This is a genomic window from Reticulibacter mediterranei (genome assembly GCF_016587455.1).
This window is the reverse complement of record NZ_BNJK01000001.1, coordinates 598290-617887: the sequence shown is the minus strand read 5'-3', so window position 1 is coordinate 617887 and position 19598 is coordinate 598290. Positions and strand designations below refer to the sequence as shown.

At 53.1% G+C, this 19598-nt stretch carries 17 protein-coding genes; 7 read left to right on the top strand and 10 right to left on the bottom strand.

Annotated features, from left to right (window positions below; genetic code table 11):
• Nucleotides 1-106: 106 nt before the first annotated feature.
• Both K3T83_RS02975 and K3T83_RS02970 read right to left on the bottom strand, forming a co-directional pair.
• Nucleotides 107-1144 carry an alpha/beta fold hydrolase gene (locus tag K3T83_RS02975; RefSeq protein ID WP_220201488.1) on the bottom strand — a complete coding sequence of 346 codons (1038 nt, stop codon included), beginning with the start codon at nucleotides 1142-1144 and terminating at the stop codon, nucleotides 107-109.
• A gap of 179 nt (nucleotides 1145-1323) precedes the next feature.
• Nucleotides 1324-2283: an AraC family transcriptional regulator gene (locus K3T83_RS02970; protein WP_220201487.1), complete on the bottom strand. Its 960-nt coding sequence runs from the start codon at nucleotides 2281-2283 to the stop codon at nucleotides 1324-1326.
• A gap of 700 nt (nucleotides 2284-2983) precedes the next feature.
• On the opposite strand from K3T83_RS02970, the gene K3T83_RS02965 reads away from it, so the two are divergent.
• The gene (locus K3T83_RS02965; protein WP_220201486.1) at nucleotides 2984-4675 is read left to right on the top strand and encodes a type IV secretory system conjugative DNA transfer family protein; all 1692 of its coding nucleotides are present in this window, start codon (nucleotides 2984-2986) and stop codon (nucleotides 4673-4675) included.
• Nucleotides 4676-4849: 174 nt separating this feature from the next.
• Here K3T83_RS02965 and K3T83_RS02960 read toward each other — a convergent pair whose 3' ends face one another.
• Nucleotides 4850-5443: a DinB family protein gene (locus K3T83_RS02960; RefSeq protein WP_220201485.1), complete on the bottom strand. Its 594-nt coding sequence runs from the start codon at nucleotides 5441-5443 to the stop codon at nucleotides 4850-4852.
• A gap of 602 nt (nucleotides 5444-6045) precedes the next feature.
• Between K3T83_RS02960 and K3T83_RS02955 the strand changes: the two genes are divergently transcribed.
• Nucleotides 6046-7524, top strand: coding sequence for a carbohydrate-binding protein (locus K3T83_RS02955; RefSeq protein ID WP_220201484.1), 1479 nt, complete (start codon nucleotides 6046-6048; stop codon nucleotides 7522-7524).
• On the opposite strand, the gene K3T83_RS02950 is transcribed toward K3T83_RS02955, so the two are convergent.
• Nucleotides 7467-8342 carry an alpha/beta fold hydrolase gene (locus tag K3T83_RS02950; protein ID WP_220201483.1) on the bottom strand — a complete coding sequence of 292 codons (876 nt, stop codon included), beginning with the start codon at nucleotides 8340-8342 and terminating at the stop codon, nucleotides 7467-7469. The genes K3T83_RS02955 and K3T83_RS02950 overlap by 58 nt on opposite strands.
• A 651-nt stretch (nucleotides 8343-8993) precedes the next feature.
• Between K3T83_RS02950 and K3T83_RS02945 the strand changes: the two genes are divergently transcribed.
• The 5 genes from K3T83_RS02945 (at nucleotide 8994) to K3T83_RS02925 (ending at nucleotide 11915) form a co-directional block, all read left to right on the top strand.
• Nucleotides 8994-9368: a VOC family protein gene (locus K3T83_RS02945; RefSeq protein ID WP_220201482.1), complete on the top strand. Its 375-nt coding sequence runs from the start codon at nucleotides 8994-8996 to the stop codon at nucleotides 9366-9368.
• A 109-nt stretch (nucleotides 9369-9477) separates the two neighbouring features.
• Nucleotides 9478-10299 carry a sensor histidine kinase gene (locus K3T83_RS02940; RefSeq protein WP_236064801.1) on the top strand — a complete coding sequence of 274 codons (822 nt, stop codon included), beginning with the start codon at nucleotides 9478-9480 and terminating at the stop codon, nucleotides 10297-10299.
• A gap of 130 nt (nucleotides 10300-10429) precedes the next feature.
• Nucleotides 10430-10597: a hypothetical protein gene (locus tag K3T83_RS02935; protein WP_220201481.1), complete on the top strand. Its 168-nt coding sequence runs from the start codon at nucleotides 10430-10432 to the stop codon at nucleotides 10595-10597.
• The gene (locus K3T83_RS02930; RefSeq protein WP_220201480.1) at nucleotides 10569-10883 is read left to right on the top strand and encodes a hypothetical protein; all 315 of its coding nucleotides are present in this window, start codon (nucleotides 10569-10571) and stop codon (nucleotides 10881-10883) included. Before K3T83_RS02935 ends, K3T83_RS02930 begins: the two co-directional genes overlap by 29 nt.
• An 18-nt stretch (nucleotides 10884-10901) precedes the next feature.
• A complete protein-coding gene (locus tag K3T83_RS02925) occupies nucleotides 10902-11915 on the top strand; it encodes a cation diffusion facilitator family transporter (RefSeq protein ID WP_220201479.1) in 1014 nt (337 codons plus the stop codon).
• Here the strand turns inward: K3T83_RS02925 and K3T83_RS02920 are convergent.
• The 6 genes from K3T83_RS02920 to K3T83_RS02895 all read right to left on the bottom strand — a co-directional run bounded on the left by K3T83_RS02920 (nucleotide 11817) and on the right by K3T83_RS02895 (nucleotide 19418).
• Nucleotides 11817-12374, bottom strand: coding sequence for an FAD-dependent oxidoreductase (locus K3T83_RS02920; protein WP_220201478.1), 558 nt, complete (start codon nucleotides 12372-12374; stop codon nucleotides 11817-11819). The two genes, K3T83_RS02925 and K3T83_RS02920, sit on opposite strands and share 99 nt — an antisense overlap.
• Before the next feature lie 99 nt (nucleotides 12375-12473).
• On the bottom strand, nucleotides 12474-14399 hold the full coding sequence (locus K3T83_RS02915; RefSeq protein WP_220201477.1) for a multicopper oxidase family protein: 1926 nt from the start codon (nucleotides 14397-14399) through the stop codon (nucleotides 12474-12476).
• 435 nt (nucleotides 14400-14834) lie between these two features.
• Nucleotides 14835-15281 (bottom strand): YybH family protein, encoded by a 447-nt coding sequence (locus K3T83_RS02910; RefSeq protein WP_220201476.1) that lies wholly within the window; start codon nucleotides 15279-15281, stop codon nucleotides 14835-14837.
• A 26-nt stretch (nucleotides 15282-15307) separates the two neighbouring features.
• The gene (locus K3T83_RS02905) at nucleotides 15308-15751 is read right to left on the bottom strand and encodes a YybH family protein (RefSeq protein ID WP_220201475.1); all 444 of its coding nucleotides are present in this window, start codon (nucleotides 15749-15751) and stop codon (nucleotides 15308-15310) included.
• 92 nt (nucleotides 15752-15843) lie between these two features.
• Nucleotides 15844-15999, bottom strand: coding sequence for a DUF8691 family protein (locus K3T83_RS02900; RefSeq protein ID WP_308441655.1), 156 nt, complete (start codon nucleotides 15997-15999; stop codon nucleotides 15844-15846).
• A 197-nt stretch (nucleotides 16000-16196) separates the two neighbouring features.
• The gene (locus K3T83_RS02895; RefSeq protein ID WP_220201474.1) at nucleotides 16197-19418 is read right to left on the bottom strand and encodes a winged helix-turn-helix domain-containing protein; all 3222 of its coding nucleotides are present in this window, start codon (nucleotides 19416-19418) and stop codon (nucleotides 16197-16199) included.
• Nucleotides 19419-19598 lie beyond the last annotated feature (180 nt).

Here is a 19598-nt window from a genome sequence, read left to right as displayed (position 1 = left end):
GCTTGAAGAAAGAAGAAGGCGTTAAATTCGGGTGAAGATCATTACTATCATTGTCCAGAAATATGAACTGTGCCACGTCGAAACAAAGCGTGGCACAGCTCATCATTTACCGCTTTTGCATTTGCCTTATCACTAGTGGACGAACCCGTTGCTGGAGTTCATTCAGAAACTGTTCTGGCTGGGCAAAAGCCGCAAGATGACCCGCTTGTTTGATCAGGACAAATTCCTTGTGCGGAGCCTCAAGCTCGTCAAAGTATGCTTTTGCTGAGGTTGTCGGCGTGACCACATCGGTCTCTCCTTGGAAGATGAAGAATGGCACTTCAAAGAGCATTCCGAGTTTGCGGAGATTTATCGTGACAAGCTCATTAAAAAGTTGATCAGTAGAAATGCGTATCCCTTGGAAATAGTTAATAAGATCACGAAGGGTATGGTTGGGTGATGTCAACATGGCTGGGAGTATAATATCCGTCACCATATTTTGGCTCATTGGGTTGGCTTTAATCCTCCACTGGAGCAGTTGGTCATGCTCCTTCCGAGTTTGACGGATGGGAGCGGGTTCGATTTTCTCAACAGCTTTCACTCCTTTGGTGTTGCCCGCTGCACGAAGCAAATCCAGGATCAACTGGTATGAAAGCTCGTCTGTATCTGATCCGGTTGTATGGTCGGTGCCAATGTACGCCCAGAACAGATCAGGACGCCGTTTTATCATAGTGGTGCTTATTATACTGCCCAATGAGCTTCCAACAAGGATAATTTTTTTCTGATCGAGATCTTTGCACAAGAACTCGGCAACTTCTATCCCATCACTTATGATGCGTTCAAAGGTGAGAATAGTGGTTTTATCGGTTGTGCGTAACGTTTTCCCCGAGCCCGGCTGATCCCATTGGATAATCGTGAAGTATTTTTCCCATACACGTAACAATGGAGTAAAAATCGTATAACTCGTTCCGGGACCACCATGCACAAACAAGATAACTGGGTTATTGCGATCCTCGCCGCGTATTGTAAGCCACTGGTCCATTCCGCCAATCCTGACAAAGCCTTCTTTCATAATGCTATTTGGTGTCGCAATTACAAGGTTTTTGGCGAGCTTGTGTTGATTACTTTTCCGCGTGATGAGAGCGGTGAATATATTGATGCCCATGCTACTGTTCTCTTTCTTTGCTTTTTTCCTATCTCAGACGTAATCTCTCCCTGTGGAGCAAACGGCCTTTCTCGTGCTTCGTCTTCAGCTCACAAGTCGTTTCTTATGTCAGAGGTCGATGATCAACGTGATAGCTTAATGATAAGTGAAAGTAGCATGCGTATTCTTTCGCGTTCTTGCTATCGGTATTCAAAATGTGCTTTGCTCTGGTGATCCTGTCGATAGCGGAGAGGAGTGAGGCCAACGCGGTTCTTAAAAACCTGGGTAAAATGACTCTGATTGGGAAAACCAACCGCGAGCGCTACCTGAGCAAGGGGAAGGTCCTTTTTTTTGAGCAGATGCTGCGCGGCCTCAATCCGTTTGTTCAGTACAAATTGATGCGGACTTTCTCCAGTTGCCTGTCGAAAAAGGCGAGCAAAGTGGTACGCGCTGAAACCCTGCTGCTGTGCGAGGGTCTCCAACGAGAGATTCTGATCTAAATGGTCCTGAATATACTCAACGACTCGCTTCACTTGCTGGCGAGTAAAGTTTGCTGGTGGTTCTTTGATAGAAATGTCTGTGGTCAGATAGGAGCGTAAGAGATGAACTGCGAGCATTTGCGTAGCAGTTTCCGCATAAAGCTTTCCTCCAGGGATTGGAGATTGCAATTCCTTGTGTAAAGCAAAACCAATTTGAGCAAGTAAAGGATCTTGAAAACCTGAACGCTCTACTAATTCCATATGAGTTGGATCATGATCTGTCAGCTGTTCAGCAATACGTTGGATAAGGTCAGTACTCAGATGCAGGCGAAGTGTTTGGAGCGGTCCAGAAGAGAGATCTTTGTCTCGCCAGCGAAATTCAACGGCCGTCCCTCCGGGTAACAAAAACCAGTCTCCCACGCTGATATGGGACGCTCTCCATGAACTATAGCTACCTCCATCTCTGGTTTCGAGAGAAACAGCTCCATGAGTGACCATTATCAATGAAAGATCTGATACAGCGGGAATAGTTGCGCTCTCAACCTCCACAGGCTCGTTATAGATCTGTGCAATCATGCCCTCCCAACCCATCGGCACACTTGACAGGATGGGGAGAGTAGGAATATAGATTTCAGTAGTAAGTGTTGATCGAGAGGATAAGACATCCCTCTTCATGAACATAGAAACCTCTCCTTGTCTGTCATCGGAGCCGTGTTGCATTAAAAACGCCAACGTTTAGAAGTTCTGTATTAGTTGAGCGCTGGGATTCCTTGCAATTTGTCCGGGTTAGCGATCACATCAATCTTTCGGATCTGTCCCTTGAGCATATCCAATGTCATTATAGCAGAAAGCACATCCTTGCTATTAGGGGCCAATATAAAACTATTATCTTCTCACAATGTAATATATGCTCCAGCCGCTTCTCAGGCTGATGGGCATGTTCGTTTTGTTTCGTAATTTGTTTGAATATGTGAAATATATGATGCTAAAGCTAGGCAGGAAGCCATCGGATGAGGTATAATAGAGTAAGCTCCTTTATTACCACCCCAGTGAATGGAGTTCTCAGTAACCTCTTCGACGGATAGATAGGCAATGAAATGCCTGGATTGATGGTAATCTCAAATGCTTGAGCAATTACTAAGTCGTTTGCTCTTCAGCGAAGAATGATGACCGCGAGACCGGATGAGAGAAAGCCAATACGCGCTGCGCTCAGAATTACGGGATACGGAGCGAGAACATAGCGAACCCGAGTGGGAACATCGACTTTCAGAGTTTCTCAAAGCATATGCTCCCCTGAACATTGTAGGCAAGACTTTGTAGTGCGTGATCAGGAGAAGGAGCCTCACTTCTCCCAGGAAAACCATAAAGGAGACCTTGCACGATGAACCGAATGTTCGTCAAAGGATTTGTGGGCCTGGCCGCTCTCTGCGTTCTGATTTGCAGTTTTTATATACTCTACTCGGTCTGGCTCACATCTCTGCCATTTCAGCAGAAAGGAGCCATTGCCACCTTAGTTGCGCATTATCCCTGGACTGGGATCTCGCATCCTGTCACCTGGTTTGTGGTGACGCTTATGGGAATAATCTATATCGCACTCTCGGTAGATGTAAACACACATACCCGCACTACACATGGATCAGCGCGCTTCGCCACTAGAGCTGAAGCACGACGCTATACACCCACTCCTTTGCTCTGGACCCGGGTTCTGCATCACATCACAGGCCAGCAGACTCCTCCCGCATCCCGTCTCGCGCTTGGCAAATATCGCGGGTTGACCATCTCTCTCTCGGAGCACCAGCAGGAATCCAATCTGTTGTTGACGGCCCCGGTGGGCTCAGGGAAAAGTTCCCTGGTGATCATTCCTAATCTGTTGCAGGAACACGGGAGCCGCTCCCTCTTCATTGCCGACCTGAAAGGGGAATTATATGACCTCACGGCTGGAGCTGTCGCTCAACACCATCAAATATGGGTGTTCGCTCCTACCCACTCTGAAAACAGTCATGGATATAACCCTCTGGCTCACATCCACACGATTGAGGATGCCCAGGACTTTGCCGATGTATGGGTGAGCAATACCGGAGAAGGGGAAGATTCTTATTGGGCCAACAATGCTCGTTTGCTTATCAGCGCCCTGGTGATACATTTGCGTACAGTGGAGCCCAATGCTCCCTTTTCCCGTCTGAGCGACCTCATAATGGGTATGCCTTTTGAAGAGATCAAGAAACTGCTCTGCACGAGTCCTTCTCTGACCGCACGCCGCGAAGCACAGGGCTTTTTAGATCACATGAGCCGCAATGGGCGACTTACCAGCAGCATCATGACCGACGTCGGCAACCGCTTTCAAGCTCTTATCAGCGAAGAAGTTCGCAAGGTGACGGCGATAGATGAAATTGACTTCGATCAGATGGTGGACGAGCCTACCGCCTTCTACCTCTCGATCCCGCGCAATGCCACCAGACGATTGCGGCCTATCATGGCCTGTTTAACCATGCAGATGTTTACTTCATGGGAACGACGCGCCGAGCGAAGCAGTGAACATGCTCTCCCTCGCGGCATGGCCTGTTACCTGGACGAATTCACGAACATTGGACATATCCCTAGCTTCGTCGATTTTATCAGTTCAGCGCGGTCCAAGCGGATTGCGCTCTTAATGGCGACCCAAAGTTTTTCTCAACTAAAAGCTTGCTACGGGAAAGAGGACGCTGAGACGATCAAGAATAATGCTGTCACGCACCTGCTGCTTCAAGGAGCAGGCTTGCAAGAAACACGTTATTATAGTAAGCGCATCGGGAATACCACAGTAGTAACAGGCAGTTCTACCTCAGAAGGTTTAGGTATAGAGACACAACGCACTTGGACCCGGGGGGAAACACAGCGACGGTTGCTCACGCCCGAAGAGTTGCGTACGATGCGAGACAATACGATTCTGATGCTGAGGAAGGCTTCTCCTCCCATGCTGCTCAAAGGGCGTCCTTACTATCGGGATCGGCACCTGAAGCGTCTGGCACACCTGCATCATCGAGTGATGCAAGTGCGGCAGACTACTCAGAACTCATCCCTGTCGCATCGCTAGCCACACCTTGGAAGAAGTTCGTGACATCCTCGCTATGCTGGAAACGGTGTACCAGCAGCTCTTTCCGCAGCTCAACTTGTGCCAATGAACGAGCTCTATCTACACCTGGCTAACGCATCCAGTCCTCGACCCGACCCACTCAGGCTGTGAGGGGAACTGAGGAAGTTTCTGTTCTTAATCCAACTCGACGACTGGCAGGCCGTGTATGCCGAGAGTGGTGGAGATTTCGCTGCCGTGATGGATGTCATGTTCGAGCACATGCCAGATGATCCACTGGAGCGAAACTGCGGGTCTTACTTCTCCAGAAAGAGCCGCCCTCTCCACCCACATCTGAGCGTATGGCTGGAGCGCAGGCTCAACCAGTTTCGCGTGACGCACACGTTCCACCTCATCCAAAGGCGGGAAGACCTGCTCAAGATCAGCAGGGGTCAGGCGGGCAAGCGTCTCCTCGATCAGCCGCCAGGTCTTCTCAAGTCCGGCAACTAGTTCTGCCGCCGGGTGGCATGGGTCCATGTCCGCCTCACAGATCCCGAGAGCCCATAATTCGAGGGAAGTCAGATCGTCGCTCCCCGCGCCCATCCGTGCGTGGAACCACCAGGCGCGATCTGCGACAATATGTGTCGCGTACATGCCAATCGACCAGTGTTGCGGCGTGGTGCGCAAGGCAAGCTGCTCTTCTGTAAGGAGCGCGATGGCCGCAACAAGACGCTGCTGGTATCTTCCCCAACCCGCGTAGAAGGGGAGGAGTGAAAGCTGATGTTCTGTCATGATAGGTATTCCTTGCTTTTTTCTGAGAGAATAAACAACACGATCGTATCAACACACGCAAGGAAACGATGAGAAAGACAAGAGGGAGCAGGTCATCGCTTGCACGATGATCGAACATGCGATGCTGCAACAGGGGAAAAGATGGCATTCATCTGTGAGTGCGTGTGGCCTATCGGGGAACATCGGCGATGCGTTCGCCGCAGTTCCAGGCCTGACACCTCTTTGCCGCGTGCTTTTCCATATCTCTCTCGCACCATCTCGCTGCTTGCGTTATCGCTATCCACCGTCTCGTGCAGGCTTTGCCAGAGGGGCCGCCGAGCAGAAATCAGGCACAGAATGGCTGAGTGCTCATGCGCGGAACGAGAGACACGCGATATATGGAAGCAAGAATGGGAACGTCCGTTTCACTGTTTGGACAGGAAACAGGATGGAGTTAGCAGCACACTGGCATAGATGTCAAAACCTCCTAAACGAGTGAATACTTAACTACTATACAGGGAGAGAGATGATCCTGTCAAGGATGGGTTGGCGAAGCGCAGGGCTTTCCAATTCTCCCATCTTGCGGGAGTGCAGAGGGCTGCCGCCCTCTGCCGGGGTGCGGGGTGTCCCCGCAAAAACCTTTTTTCTTCTCTTTTGCGCGCCGCCGCAGGCGGCGCGCGAAGGAGGGAAGGAAACTGGGGACACCCCAGACCCCGGCAGGGAGACCCTGCACCCCTTTGAGCGGAGAACTGGAAAGCCCTGTGGCGAAGCGGCGATCTCTGGTGTTCTCCGCCGAGGATCTGCAATCCACCTGGCTCAGCGTCCCTTACCAGCACCTGTATCGCTGGAGTCTCCGGCTGCTCGTCGGATTGAGCAGTGGCTTGCTTTTTGGACCGGCCTGTGTGCTCGCTGCCTCTCTCTGGGGAGGAAAACCTGTTTCCCCGTCGTTCGGGGTAATCTGCGGGCTGCTTTTTGGCGCGCTGTGCGGGCTTCTTCTTTTCAGGCTAGGCAAGGGCTTGCGGCCAGAGGGGGTGATTCCCTGGCAGCGAAGTCTCTCGAAGGGTGTGATCTCCTGGAGCCTATTTGGAGGGCTGTGCCTGGGGATAGCCGTCGGAGGAGCTACTGCCTATACTTATGGTGGCTCTCCCCTCCTTGGGTGGATCTTCATCCTCTGCTCCGTAGTACTTATGGGGCTACCTATTGCGCTCTTCTTTCCTTGCTGGGAACAGGTGTTTTCAGGCTTCCCCCTCTCTTCCGATGAAGATACTCAATCGGTCTGGCATGGTTTGCTTCTCTGGCTGGCGAATGTGTTGCTCTTGGGGCTGTACACTGGAGTGTTTGTGGGCATTCCCCTCTTCTCCCTCCCCAGCCAGCCTCAAACACTACTCAGCCAAGCGTTGTTCTTTGCACTGTTCCTCTGGCTGGTTGTCATGCTGCAACCTATTGGGCTCCTGATCTGCTTGCCTGCCTGCCTTCGCGTTGGCCCGGCATGGTTGCCCCAACCTTTGCTGCTCCGGCTCTTTCTCCTGCTCTCGGGCGTGTTGCCCTGGGATCTACTTTCCGTACTGGAGCAGGCAGCAGAGTCCGGCTTGCTGCATAATGTTGATGGCGGCTACAGACTTTCGTCTCGCCTGCTGCTTTCGTATGTTGACTCCCTGGATCAGTCCATTCCTTCTCACGTTGCTGAGCTTCAGGAACCCTTCACCGTTGCCAGCTTTCCCCCTTTCCTTGTTCGTGGTCAGCCCGCTATCATCATCTATGATGGGCTGTCCCTGGCCGCGGCGCAATGCATCACGATCCATTGGGGCCATAACGATTGGAGAGGCACCACCGATACGGTGATGTGTCGCTCACGCGACGGCAGTTGGCACGCCACTATCATGGTCCCACCAGAAGCTACCGTCCTGGACATGGCCTTTTGTGACTCGAACGGCACCTGGTGGGACAACCATCAGCACAACGACTATCACCTCCCGGTCGAGGAATGCCTCGCCCTTTCACTGCGAGAAAGAAGGCAAATCCCCAGCAGGTGGAGCAAAAGAGCTTATGGCGAGAGGATCTCCTGGGCGAGGTGGGCAGGACGGTGGAAAGGAATATCATGAATGGTATCAGGCATCCACACGATATGGATATCTGGCCGAAGCGCTTGAATCTGCTCGATCCCCTCACGACGCATCTGCAAAAACGTGGTCTGTGTGTCATTGGTGGGTCGCTGTTCAGCGACGATGAGTTTCAGTGAGCAGCGCACTTGGCGGTAGAGATCAAAAAGGGGTTGATCCCACATGGCTCCAATAATTTGCAGATGATGCTCAAACTCCAGGCGTGGTGCGACGGTATCGTCTTCACGCAGGTGTACGATCTGCAAGATACTCTCTTCGAGTTCGGTAGTCCATTGTTTTCCAAGAGGACCACGACGATAATAAGAGAGGAAGGTCTCTCGTGGCGTCCCAGCGAAACGTGGCGGGGCCAGGGCTTGGATCGCTTGCTCCCGCGACCAGTTGGGACGCAAGGACAGTTGATTGGTGGCTCCATCTACGAGCACCAGAGCCGTCACGTTGTCAACATGAACAGCAGCATACTGCAAGGCGACTGCTGCTCCCCAGGAATGTCCAACCACAATGGGGCGTTCGAGGCCAAGCATTTTCATGGCGATGTGATCATCTTCAACGATACTGGTAAAGTCATAGCCAGTTCCCGGTTTGTCGCTTTCGCCATGCCCTCGCTGATCAAGGGCAATCACACGATAGCCTTGCTCTGCCAACAGCGGGGCGACAAGATTCCAGATAGAGGCTGCCGAGGCCAATCCGTGCAACAATAGAATCGGAGGGAGATGCGGATCGGAAGAAGGGGCAGACCAACAACGATAGTGCAGTTGGAGCCGATTCCCAGACGTATAGCCATCGATAGGGTGAATAGACATAGCGTACCAAATCCTCATATGCTAGGCTCACCTTGAGAACATCCATACTTCTCATGAGTATAGTGAATTGTCTTGAGGTTTGGCAAGATGCATTATGCTTTGAGACCGTCAAAGGCGATGAGCATGAATTGGGTCCATCAGTGTGCAAGATATCGACCCAGGAGAGATGGAGAAACAACCAGAGCCACTGAAAGAGAAACGTTTGTGAGATGAACGTTACGAAGATCGACCCTTTGGAATGTCTTATTTTTCAGGTGAATGGGGAGAGAAGAAACTATGCCTCTCTGTAAAATTGCTCACGCGCATAGGAGGAAATTTGCACATTGCATGGGCCGGCACGACATGGGATTGCTCCGTCAAAGAGACCGAACTTCCCACGTCATGAGCACGCATTCCTCCCATGCGCGTGAGCAATTTTACAACAGTATCGGAGCAGGAACAGAAAGTATCTAAAGTTATGCTTGGGCTAATGTTCTCTCTTCTCTGCGGTAGGAACAGGGAGAAACTAAAGTTATGTTTGGAAAAGTGTTGTATGTAGATTCTCACGATAAAAGATTGTTTACCGGATTTGGTGTGCCTGGGCAGAATGTCTCTTGAAGAACCCATTGGCTTTTCGATGAGAAATACCTTTGAAACAGAGGAGGAAAGACTATGGCAAACATTGTACCGTACATCAATTTCGCGAAGAATGGCCAGGAGGCCATCACGTTTTACAAGGATGTGTTCGGTGGTGATGCCGAGGTGCAGTTTGAGAACGAGCGCGTTATACACCTGGACTTCCAAGCCGGCGGTATTCACTTTATGGGTAGCGACCTCCAAAGCGATCAGGCCGGGTTGGAGCGCGGTAATGGTTACAGTCTGGTGCTCAATTGTGACAGTGAGGAACAACTGCGAAATTTCTACGCCAAGCTGGTAGACGGCGGCAAAGAGATGTTTGCGCCGGCCGACAGCGGCTGGGGTGCCATCATCGCCCACTGCACCGACCAGTTCGGTGTCACCTGGCTGATGAACTACGACAAGCCGTAGTAGACAAGCCAGAGCAGAACTGCTCGCGACTGGCACATATCCGCCCTTCGAAACGGTCTATCGCACAAAAGCGGGCAAGCAGGTTCCCCTCCTGGTCGGGGGAACCCTCATGCACCCAGAACATGCCTCCTCTTCGTTAATTCTCGCCTTTGCTCTGGATCTGACTGCCCAGAAGGAGATGGGGCGGCAAATGCAGTTCTTTTTGGGCATGACAGGTCATGAGTTGAAAACACCAGTGACGACCCTTAAAGGCACGTTTCAATTATTGCAACGCAAGGAGCAGCGCCTGCTCGCGACGCGGCCCCACCTCGATCCCAAGATGCGCTCCTTTCTTGAAACGCTCTCCGAACATCTTGCCCATGCAGTGCGACAGGTCGACATCCAAACCCGTTTCATCAATGATCTGCTGGATCTTGCTCGGATTCAGGCGAACACGCTGAAAGTGGAGGTGCAACGCTGTGACTTGAGCAGCCTGGTCAAGACAACGGTTGAGGATCTGCGCCTGGCGGTTCCCGAGCGCATGTTGCAGCTCATCTTGCCAGAGCAGATAACGGTCACCGTGCTGGCAGATTCGGACCGTCTTCGCCAGGTGCTCACGAACTATGTGACCAATGCCCTGCGGTATTCGAGCCCGAGTCTGCCCGTCGTCATTGGCCTGACGCTCCAGAAGAACCTGGCTCGCGTCTGGATGCGCGATCAGGGGCCGGGTCTCACGCCAGAAGCCCAGAGGGATATCTGGCAGCGCTATCACCAGGTGAAAAGCACCCGCATTCAATCGAGTGATGTGGGGAAAGGATTAGGTTTGGGCCTCTATATCTGTCAGACGCTCATCGCCCAACATCATGGCGAAGTCGGCGTGGAGAGCACACCAGGAGAAGGCTCGACGTTCTGGTTTACCTTGCCGATGATCTCGGATGCGGGCTCCGTGTGAGAAGATCCCTCTTTCGTCCAATGCTCAGAACCCGCGCCGGAACCTGAAAATAGATCTGCCTTCTCTGGCTGTATGTCTGTCGGAGAAGGAGTGCAACTATTCGTACCCCACCATGAGAAGCATCACCACGATGATGCACATTATTTACAACTCTTATAGCCAGTATACCAGATCTGGAGCAGTTTTCCCAGATCCTGGCCATCTATGCGAATTACCCGAAAGTCTGGATGATCCGCAGCGTCACGCACCAGGCATGAGCATTGAGACGCATGTCCTGGGAAAACCGCTCCGCATCTGACATAAGAAACATCGATACGGTGTTTCTTGTCGGGCAAAGAGAAACTTTCATCTACGGTTGCAAGATCTCTCTGCCGTGCCTTATAATTTATTCATTGCTTAATCTTTTAATCATTGTCGCAATGAAAAAGAATGGTATGGACTTCGTATCAGAAGAAGAAACTGAATCCACAGCATTTCAGGGAGCACAACAGACAGACTGTTGTCAGATAAAAGATGCAGATAAGGATCGGGTTGACCTGGGAAAACAAGCCCTGCTTGATGAGTACGCTTCCTTAAGAAAATGAAAAGGGGATTTCTGTTCTATGAGTGGTGGACAGCATAAACACAATCATACTCATGGCATGGCAAAGAACACATTGCGTCTCGCATTCTTTTTGACCTTCTTTATCCTGGCAGCGGAACTGGTGGGAGGACTGCTTGCCAACTCACTGGCCCTACTCTCTGACGCTGGACATGTGGTTACCGATCTGTTTGCACTCGGACTGGCCTGGTTTGCCACCGCTCAGGCAGAACGACCAGCCAATGCCCGCAAAACCTTTGGCTATCATCGTGTTGGTATTCTCGCCGCCCAGATTAATGCGATCACGCTGATTCTGATCACCGTCGCCATTCTCTGGGAGGCCGTGCAGCGCTTCCAACATCCCGAACCCATCCAACCCGGGGTCATGTTCCTTTCAGCCGCCATTGGTATCGGGGTCAACCTCTATATTGGCTTTGGCCTTCAGAAAGAGAAAGAGAATCTCAATATGCGGGCAGCGGCACTCCATGTCTTTGGAGATGTAGGAGCCTCGGTCGCTGTTATTCTCGCTGGCATTATCATTCTCATCACAGGGTGGACCCCTGCCGATCCGCTGCTTTCCGTGGCGATTGCCGCCCTCATTGCCTGGGGGGCCTGGCGTCTTCTCCGTGAAACAACTGACATTCTGCTTGAGGCCACCCCAAAGGCGCTGAATATGCATGCCCTGGTTCAGGATATGCGACGTATCGAGGGGGTACAAGATGTGCATGATCTACACGTATGGAGCATCACCAGCGACATGTATGCTCTCTCATGCCACACCTTGATTGATAATCAATTGACGAGCGAGAGTTCGGTAATCCTACGCAACATTGAAACGTTGCTCAAAAGCAGATACAAGATTGCCCACTCCACCATCCAATTTGAACACCATGCCCATCAAGACGAGTATTGCTCAGTGAACGGCCTCTACTGCCAGTTAGACGCACGTCCTGAACAACATTGCCATGATCACGACGATGAACATGAGCATGAACAACACGATCACATGCCACATCAGCACGAAATAGAACACTAGCGACATGATACATCGGAATCCTCGGTGGCAATTGCGTCTAGTGAAAAGGAGGCGCAGCAGGTGTTTGAGAAGACCAAGCACGCGCGTCAATTCTGCTTCGGCGGCGTCTGTCAAGAAACCTGTCCCCAAGAGAAATCCTGCTCCAACTGGCATGGGATAGAGCTTCCCATCTGCAAGCATGGAGGCCCCTGAGGGCTTGGACTGGGGAGTGCTACTATAGGAGACGCCAAGTTCGCTCATCACCTGGTCACCTGATCCATGCAGACGAAACGCATGCGCTCCCTGATTGAAAAAGAAACCGTTCTGCTCGCGGGTTCTCGCACGTCCGCCAGGAGTACTGGACTTCTCAAAAAGCATCACGCCATGACCGGCTCGCGCCAGATAGGCGGCGGCGGAAAGGCCCGATAGGCCGCCGCCCACAATGATCACCGAAGGTTGAGTATGTGAATATGTTGTCATCAATCTGTCCATTTCTTGTTGTGTTCTGTCTGACCGTGCGGCCAGAGACTTGTGCGCATTCAAACTGTATTGAGAGCGGCAGATCCAGCACGCCAGGCTTCATTCTGGCTGATTTACAGTTCCACTACCAACCTCAAAGGGGCTGTAAACCCCTTCATACCCCAGGTGAAGGATCATCCCAGCCGCTGCATGATTGAGATTATGACAGTGGTCCATCCATATCCCCGGGTTATCGGCACGAAAAGTGACTTCATAGCTTTCTCCCGGAGCGATGTTGAGCGTATCAACCCACCAGGGACTTCCCGTGACAGGCCACCCATTGTAGCTAAGCACCAACATATGGTGTCCATGCAGATGCATTGGATGATCCATCCAGCTTCGGTTGACAAAGCTCACTTTGACCAGATCTCCTTCCCGCACCATCAGCATCGGTGTATTGGGAAACACTTTGCCATTGATGGGCCAGAGAGATGCCATGTTGCCATCATAAAAGCCATACATGTCGTCAAGGACTAACGTGAATTCCTTGTCAAAGCGACTTGACAGACTCAATGGCGTCTTCAGTGGACTTCCATATGTGGCTGGATTGAAGACGGGTCCATCTGCCAGTGCAGGTGCGCTCGCCGTTGCATCCTGACTCAGGAGGAAACTGACTTTCGAACTCTTTTGAAGCCAATCGAGAGATACTGCCGTATCTGGCATCGTAAATTGAATATCATACCGCCCACCAGCGGCGACCAGAAGCCGTTGTTTGGTCAGCTCTGTAGGAGCATTCAGGTCAGCCCCATCGATAGCAATGACTTTAAAGGGAGTTCCAGAGAGGGCAAAATTGATCGGGAGACTATCCGTATTGATCAGGCGTAACCGAACAGGAGTCCCCGGTTGCACGCTCAGCTGTTTTAACGTATCGAACGTATCAAATGCTTGCTGAGTGCTTCCCTTCTTCGTTGGCCAGCTATGAGCAATAACCGGGATATCCTTTCCAGTGAATGAATCGTTTTGTGGGAGAACGATCAACGCTCCAAAAAGCCCCTTCTCTACTGATTCTTGAGACGCTTGATGTGAATGATACCAATATGTTCCTGGCTGATTCTTTACGACAAAACGATAGGTAAAGCTCCCTCCCGGCTGAACGGCATTTTGAGTTACCCCTGCAACTCCGTCTTCCGCATTGGGGACATCCAGCCCATGCCAGTGGAGCGTCACTCCTTCCCTGGAAAGCTTGTTTATCAGTTTTACCTCGACCATATCCCCCTGATGAACTTGCAATTGCGGACCGGGAACCTGTCCATTAAAGGTCCAGGCATTGACTATGGCACCAGAGCTTAATTGTACCTGTGTCTCCTGAGCCGTCAGTGTAAAACGCTGGTCTGGCTCACCGCTCTTGGGACCCGTCAATTCAGTGACGCTGATCATTTTTTGCTGGCTCTGTTGACCCATCATATTGCCTACCATGCTATCTGTCATGTCGCCCATCATAGGAATACGGTCAGGCAGACGACTTGCCTGCATCGACCAGAGATACCAGGCGGTTGGAGCTAGCAGAGCCGTTGCCAGTACCGGAATGGTCCGTATCAGGCCTCTCCTGCGACTGTTGTCTACAGGCATAACCGAGGTTTTTTTCCGGCGGGTCTGCCAGAACCAAAGAACAAAACAAAAGAGAGCGAATACAATCAGGAAAAGAGGCAAATACCCAGGATCGGTATAGATAAGGGTAAGGTAGGTGTCGAGCGCAACGCCAACAACAGTTATCAGTGCCGGTATCCGCAACGCCGGTGCAGTAGCATCCTGCTTGGCAGGTGACTCTCCATCTCTCGGGAGGCTCTGTGCCATGCTGCTCAGGAACGGAAACGAGAAAAGGAGAACAGAGAGGGCTGGAAGAGCTAACAATGGGAAATCAAGAAGCATTCTGTCCTGAGCAAAAATCCAGCCAAAGAAGACCCATTTAGAAACGAGGGTCCCCAACTTTATCACAACAAGCAGTTCAGATAATCCCAACCAGACGAAACATCTCCGTATCCCCAACCGTCGTCTCCTGGAGGACACCCGCTTGGGAAGAAGAAAAACCAGAGATCCAGTAATGATCCATAAGAGAAGCAGTAAAAAAAGGATGCTATCATCAAAAAAATGAATTGATACGTACATGCGTTCCCCCATACGTGCTGTATTCCGCACGTGCAGCTCCAAGTCGCTCAATCTTCTCTCTGAAGTCATTTTTCTGCTGTGCAAAGGCTTGCAGACCTTCAAAAGAGAAGGTTCCGTGCTGCATATCTATCACACCTTTCTTGCCTTTTGTCCATTTTGAGATGAACCTGATGGAAGGTTGCTGATGACTCTGTTGATGAGTTATTTCCTCTCACCTCATCTGGACGATCTTCTCGTTGCTGAGAGAAGCGCTCATCGACAGAAGAAAGGTCCACAGGTGATCAGATTCATCTCAAAACGTCTCTTCAATAATGGCTATGGCTTGAGGTCGAGCACCGCTTTGCCCGTCATCAAATCGACAGGCACCGAAGCCTGCATATGCGCGATCAGCCACTTACCGTTGATCTTCTGAAAGCAAGCGGTCCAACGTAACCAGTTCCCAATCTTTTGCCCGTTATCCATAGCTGCGCTCAGCCGGTTGAAGCTGTGGGCGAATGCCACGTCATCGCCCACCGTGATGGATAGATCAGCAATTTCATAGTTGATCGAACCTGGGAACGACGAGAGCGCCTCTCCCCAATGTTTCCTGTATGCATCTGCTCCCACATATTGCAGCGGGGGTACGATGTCGAACGACACAAGGTCAGGCGCGTACATGGACATCACCCTATCGAGGTCCTTCGCGCAAATCGCCTCGACTCCCCTCTCGATGACCCTTTTAATTTCGGCTTCATCGTTTTTCTTGTAGTCTTCAACGGTCATTGTTTCCTCCTGAAAAAACGCCTATCCTACATCGCTACCTGGGGTGCCGAGCCTGCAAGCGGTGTGGTATCAAGGTATCTGACCTCGTAGACGCGCTCGGCGAACTTCCAGCCGTTCTCAGTGCGCTGATAGCGGTCGTGGTACACAGCGTAGTTCAGCCCGGACCTGCCGTCGCGCAGGCGCGCGAGCTCACAGATGTAGGCTCTGCCGATCGCGGTGGAGCCTTCCATTTGGATAGTGCCTGGATGCGTAGTTTGTACGAAGTAGTCCCACTGCCCCTGCAACCGCTTGCTTCCAGCGCGGATCTGCTCCTGGCCAGTGAGTTCGACGATGGGGGGTATCCGCCACACACCGTCCTCGGTGAACAGCGACGCCAGGCGGTCGGGATCACGCATCATCACTGCGTCAGTAAACTCGCCGCGCAGCGCCTCGATCTCGAAGCGATCAACAATACTCTCTAAATTGCTCATTGATTTTCTCCTTCGTCTGAGTGCTTCAATCGCCATGACCCCTCGGAGTCACGCGCATATCCTTTGTCTTTCATGGGCTATCTCGTGCCTGCTCACGCACCTTCCGCCTGGCTCGTTTCAAGCGAGAGCAGCACCAGACCAAGCTGGATGAGCTGTAAGAGCACCCGATAGAGCGCTGATTGATCCGGTAGCGCTCCTGAGAGCAGCGTGGTGCCAGCCTCCTGCTGCTCGATGTATAAATCCCCCAAACTGGTCTTGCCAGGATGGGTCCAGACATCCCTGGATACGAATGCGGTAGTACACCAATCTTCTCCTCTGTCTAAGTGGAGTGCTCTGTTCTCTTGGAGAGTATAAAAGGGAGTGCCCTCCAACACAGCCCTCAAAAGAGGAAGAAAAGGAGGAGTTTTGAAAGGCTGGAAGACGACCTGTTGGGGAGAACGGGGGGCTAGAGCAGCGAGCGGGCACGCGCCAGGGCCACTGCCTGTGTGCGGCTGCTCGCTCCCAGCTTGCCGAGCAGATGACTGACATGTTTCTTGACGGTGTCCAGAGAAATCACCAGGGTCTGAGCAATGTCTTGATTGGAGGCTCCGACTGCCAACAAGCGCAGGACTTCCTGTTCGCGTCGGGTGAATGAAATCCCTGGCGCAGAGGAGATGACCGACTGTGTGCCCTTTGGGTATGGCTGCCAAGCCGAGGAAAGCGCAGGCTCGGATGTGATTGTCCCATCTCGCAATCTGCTCGTGCCTGACTGCTCCTGCTCGAAGGCAGCGAGCAACTTTGCGATGGAAGCTGTGGGAGAGACTGCCCACTCGTGTTGCTGGGAATGTGGGGTGAACAGCGTCTGGAGCGCCTCCTTCATCGGTTCGCCTTCATCCAGGTACACGCGCAGGTAGCCTTCTGGCTCTGTGAGAGCAAAGAGGCGCTCCGCGACCACGCGTACCTGCGTGTGTTGGCCTACCTGGTGCAGCGCTACCAGCAACTGAGCCAGATACGTTATGGTGATCCTGACATTGGCCGGCCGATCCAGGTGTCCGCTCCAGCGTTCCAGCAAGTTCAATGCCTCCCGAAAGCGAAGTTTCGCGAAATACACGCGGATCACGATCGGAAAGGCATCATACAGGTTCCTGTCCCATGGCCCCTCTGGAAAAAGGACACCACTCGCCCAGTCGGACGCCTCCTTGAGCTGTCCTTGTGCCAGCCACCACTGCGCTCGCAACGTCAATAGCCAGTCTGAGTAGGTCCAATAGCGTTCGCGCTCTACCAACTGTGCCAGCTCATGCAGCGCCAGCTCGGCGAGTGACCACTCACCCCTGGCGAGTTCGACCTGTATCAAGCAGGCATATCCCATTCCGAGCACATTCAGATGCGGCCAGGCTGTGGCGTCCTGCACGATTGTGGACAGCAAGCTGTGTACTTCCTCCAGACGGTTCCATTGGTAGAACACAAGTGCCAGGCAGATCTGGAGAAATCCTTTCAGCGGGGCATAGCCCGCGATCTGTTCGACTAGGTCGAGGGTATCCAGGCTCTCCTGATAGGCCAGGCGCAGGCGTCCTGCCTCTACCTGCGTGAGCGCCAACCATTCCCTGACCCTGGTGATTGCATAGAGGCTTGCCGATTGGCTCACCCGCTGCTTTGCGGAGAGCAGTTGCGGCACAAGCACCGCTCCCTCTTGCCGGTCCCAATAATCGTGGAGGAAACGGCAGAGGAGCGGGAAGATTTGCCAGATGATCTCTTCATCCTGGTCAAGCTCCTGGATCTCCTGATACAGAGCGCTTAAACGCCCATACTCCCAGGTGGCCATCGCTTCATACCAAGCCATCTCCGCGTGTAACAGGTGCAGACGCCGATGCAGCGAGGTCCCCCGAGCTTCGGTGGGAAGAACGGCGCCCGCACCTGTACGGGTGGCTACGGTCAGGTGGTTGCATTCGTCCCCATGGAACGGCAAGGCACTCTCGACCCGCGCCATGAGTTGCTGCGCCTGCTGGTAGACCCTGGCCCGCTGCTCGCGGGTCGTCTGTGTGACTGTATTGAGTAGGTAGAGGGCGGTCGTGAGCAGCAGGCGAGCGTGCTCGTGCACGAGCGGTTGGGGCAGCGTGAGCACCCAACGCGCTATCGTCTCGGCCTCCCCACGCAGCCAGAACTGCTCGACGGTTTGCTCCATCAATCGCGCTGCCATGGAGTAGGAAGCTCCGGTAAGCGCATGGGGAATGGCCTCGTACCATTGCTCCTGGGCCTCATAAAAGGCAGCGGCCCTCTGGTGCAAGATCGGCACCAGCTCTGGTTGCGTGGTGTGGAGAACGGAGAGCAGGGCTTCGCGGAAGAGATCGTGCAGCCGATAGGTGTGCCGCTCCTCATCCAGAGGCACGACAAAGAGGTTGGCCCGCTCCAGGAACATGAGCATCTGTTGGCTGGTTGCTCCTGTGGGTGCAGCGGTCACGGCCTGGCACGCGGTAGCATCCAGGTGCGAGAGGATGGCGCTGTGAAGCAAAAAGTCGCGCACGCTCTCAGGCAGACGGCCCAGGATCTCCTCTTGCACGTAGTCCAGGAGATAGCGCTGGCTGCCGGTCAACGCCTCAAGATAGGCCGCGCGATCTGCGCGTTTCTGCAAGGTAAGCGCGGCCAGATGCAAGCCAGCGATCCAGCCCTCGGTCCGGCTCACCAGTCCGCGCACCTCTTCTTCCGAGAGTGGAGGGGAGAGCAACTGGCCCAGATATTGGCTCGCCTCCCCCTCTGCAAAGCGTAGTTCGTCCGCACGGATCTCGGTCAGGTGCCTGCGCACCCGTAGGCGTGCAAGAGGCAACTCCGGGTCTACACGGCTAGAGAGGATCAGATGAACATGCACAGGTAGATGCTCCAGGAAGAAACACATGCCATCGTGAATGGCTGGATCGTCGATTACCTGGTAATCGTCCACAATCAACACAATGGGGGCAGCATGCCCCTCGCCGCCTTCCAGTTCCTGGAGCAACGCCGTGAGCACGGTGGACAGTGGTGGTGGCTGGGGGGATTGCAGCAGCGCTATCGGACTTGCGCCAAAGCTCAGGGGAAAGCTGGGACAATGGCGCAGGGCTGTGATAAGCGCGACCCAGAAGCGAGTCGGTGTCGTGTCCAGGTCGTCCAGCGAGAGCCAGGCAACCTGGACACGACACCGACTCGCCCAGGTCGCCAGCAACGTCGTTTTGCCAAAGCCTGCCGGCGCGGAGACCAGGGAGAGCCTGGTGGCAAGCGCCGCATTGAGGGCTGCAAGCAAGTGCTCGCGCACCACCAGCACAGTCGGCAAGCGCGGTGGGGAGAGCTTGCTGGAAAGGAGCGCTATTCCCTGGGAAATCGCGCGCGCAGGTTGCTGTTCGGGCCAGAGCACCCTGGCAGTCTCCTCTAAGCGAGCCAGCGAGAGGGTCTGCGTCCGTCCCAGATAGCGTTTGCGGGTGCGGCGATGGTGCGTGCGATAGGCATACCAATAGCCGCTTCCACGGGAGCGGGCTTCTTTGAGGACCGAGATCCTTCCCGCTTGCCCCTCAAAGGCAAAAGCGGTGTGTCCGTCCAACCAGCGAGCAAATGCCGACAGGTCTTCTGGAAGAAAATCCTGCTCGGGTTGGCCGTGGCTATAGAAGGTGTAGTGTTTGTGCTCGTGTGACCAGATGAGCGCATGGACTAATGGTTTAGGCATCGTTTTCTTACCTTGCCGTTGGGTATTTCATCCACCCCCAATCCCCAACACGCAGAAGTATACTACACCCAAAGGTCGAACCGCAAACCAGCCTATCAGCCTGGGCAAGGAGGAAAGCGAAGTCAATCTGGAAAAAGTGTCATCCCTACTGTGTCTGATGCATATCGTCTGACAAAAAGG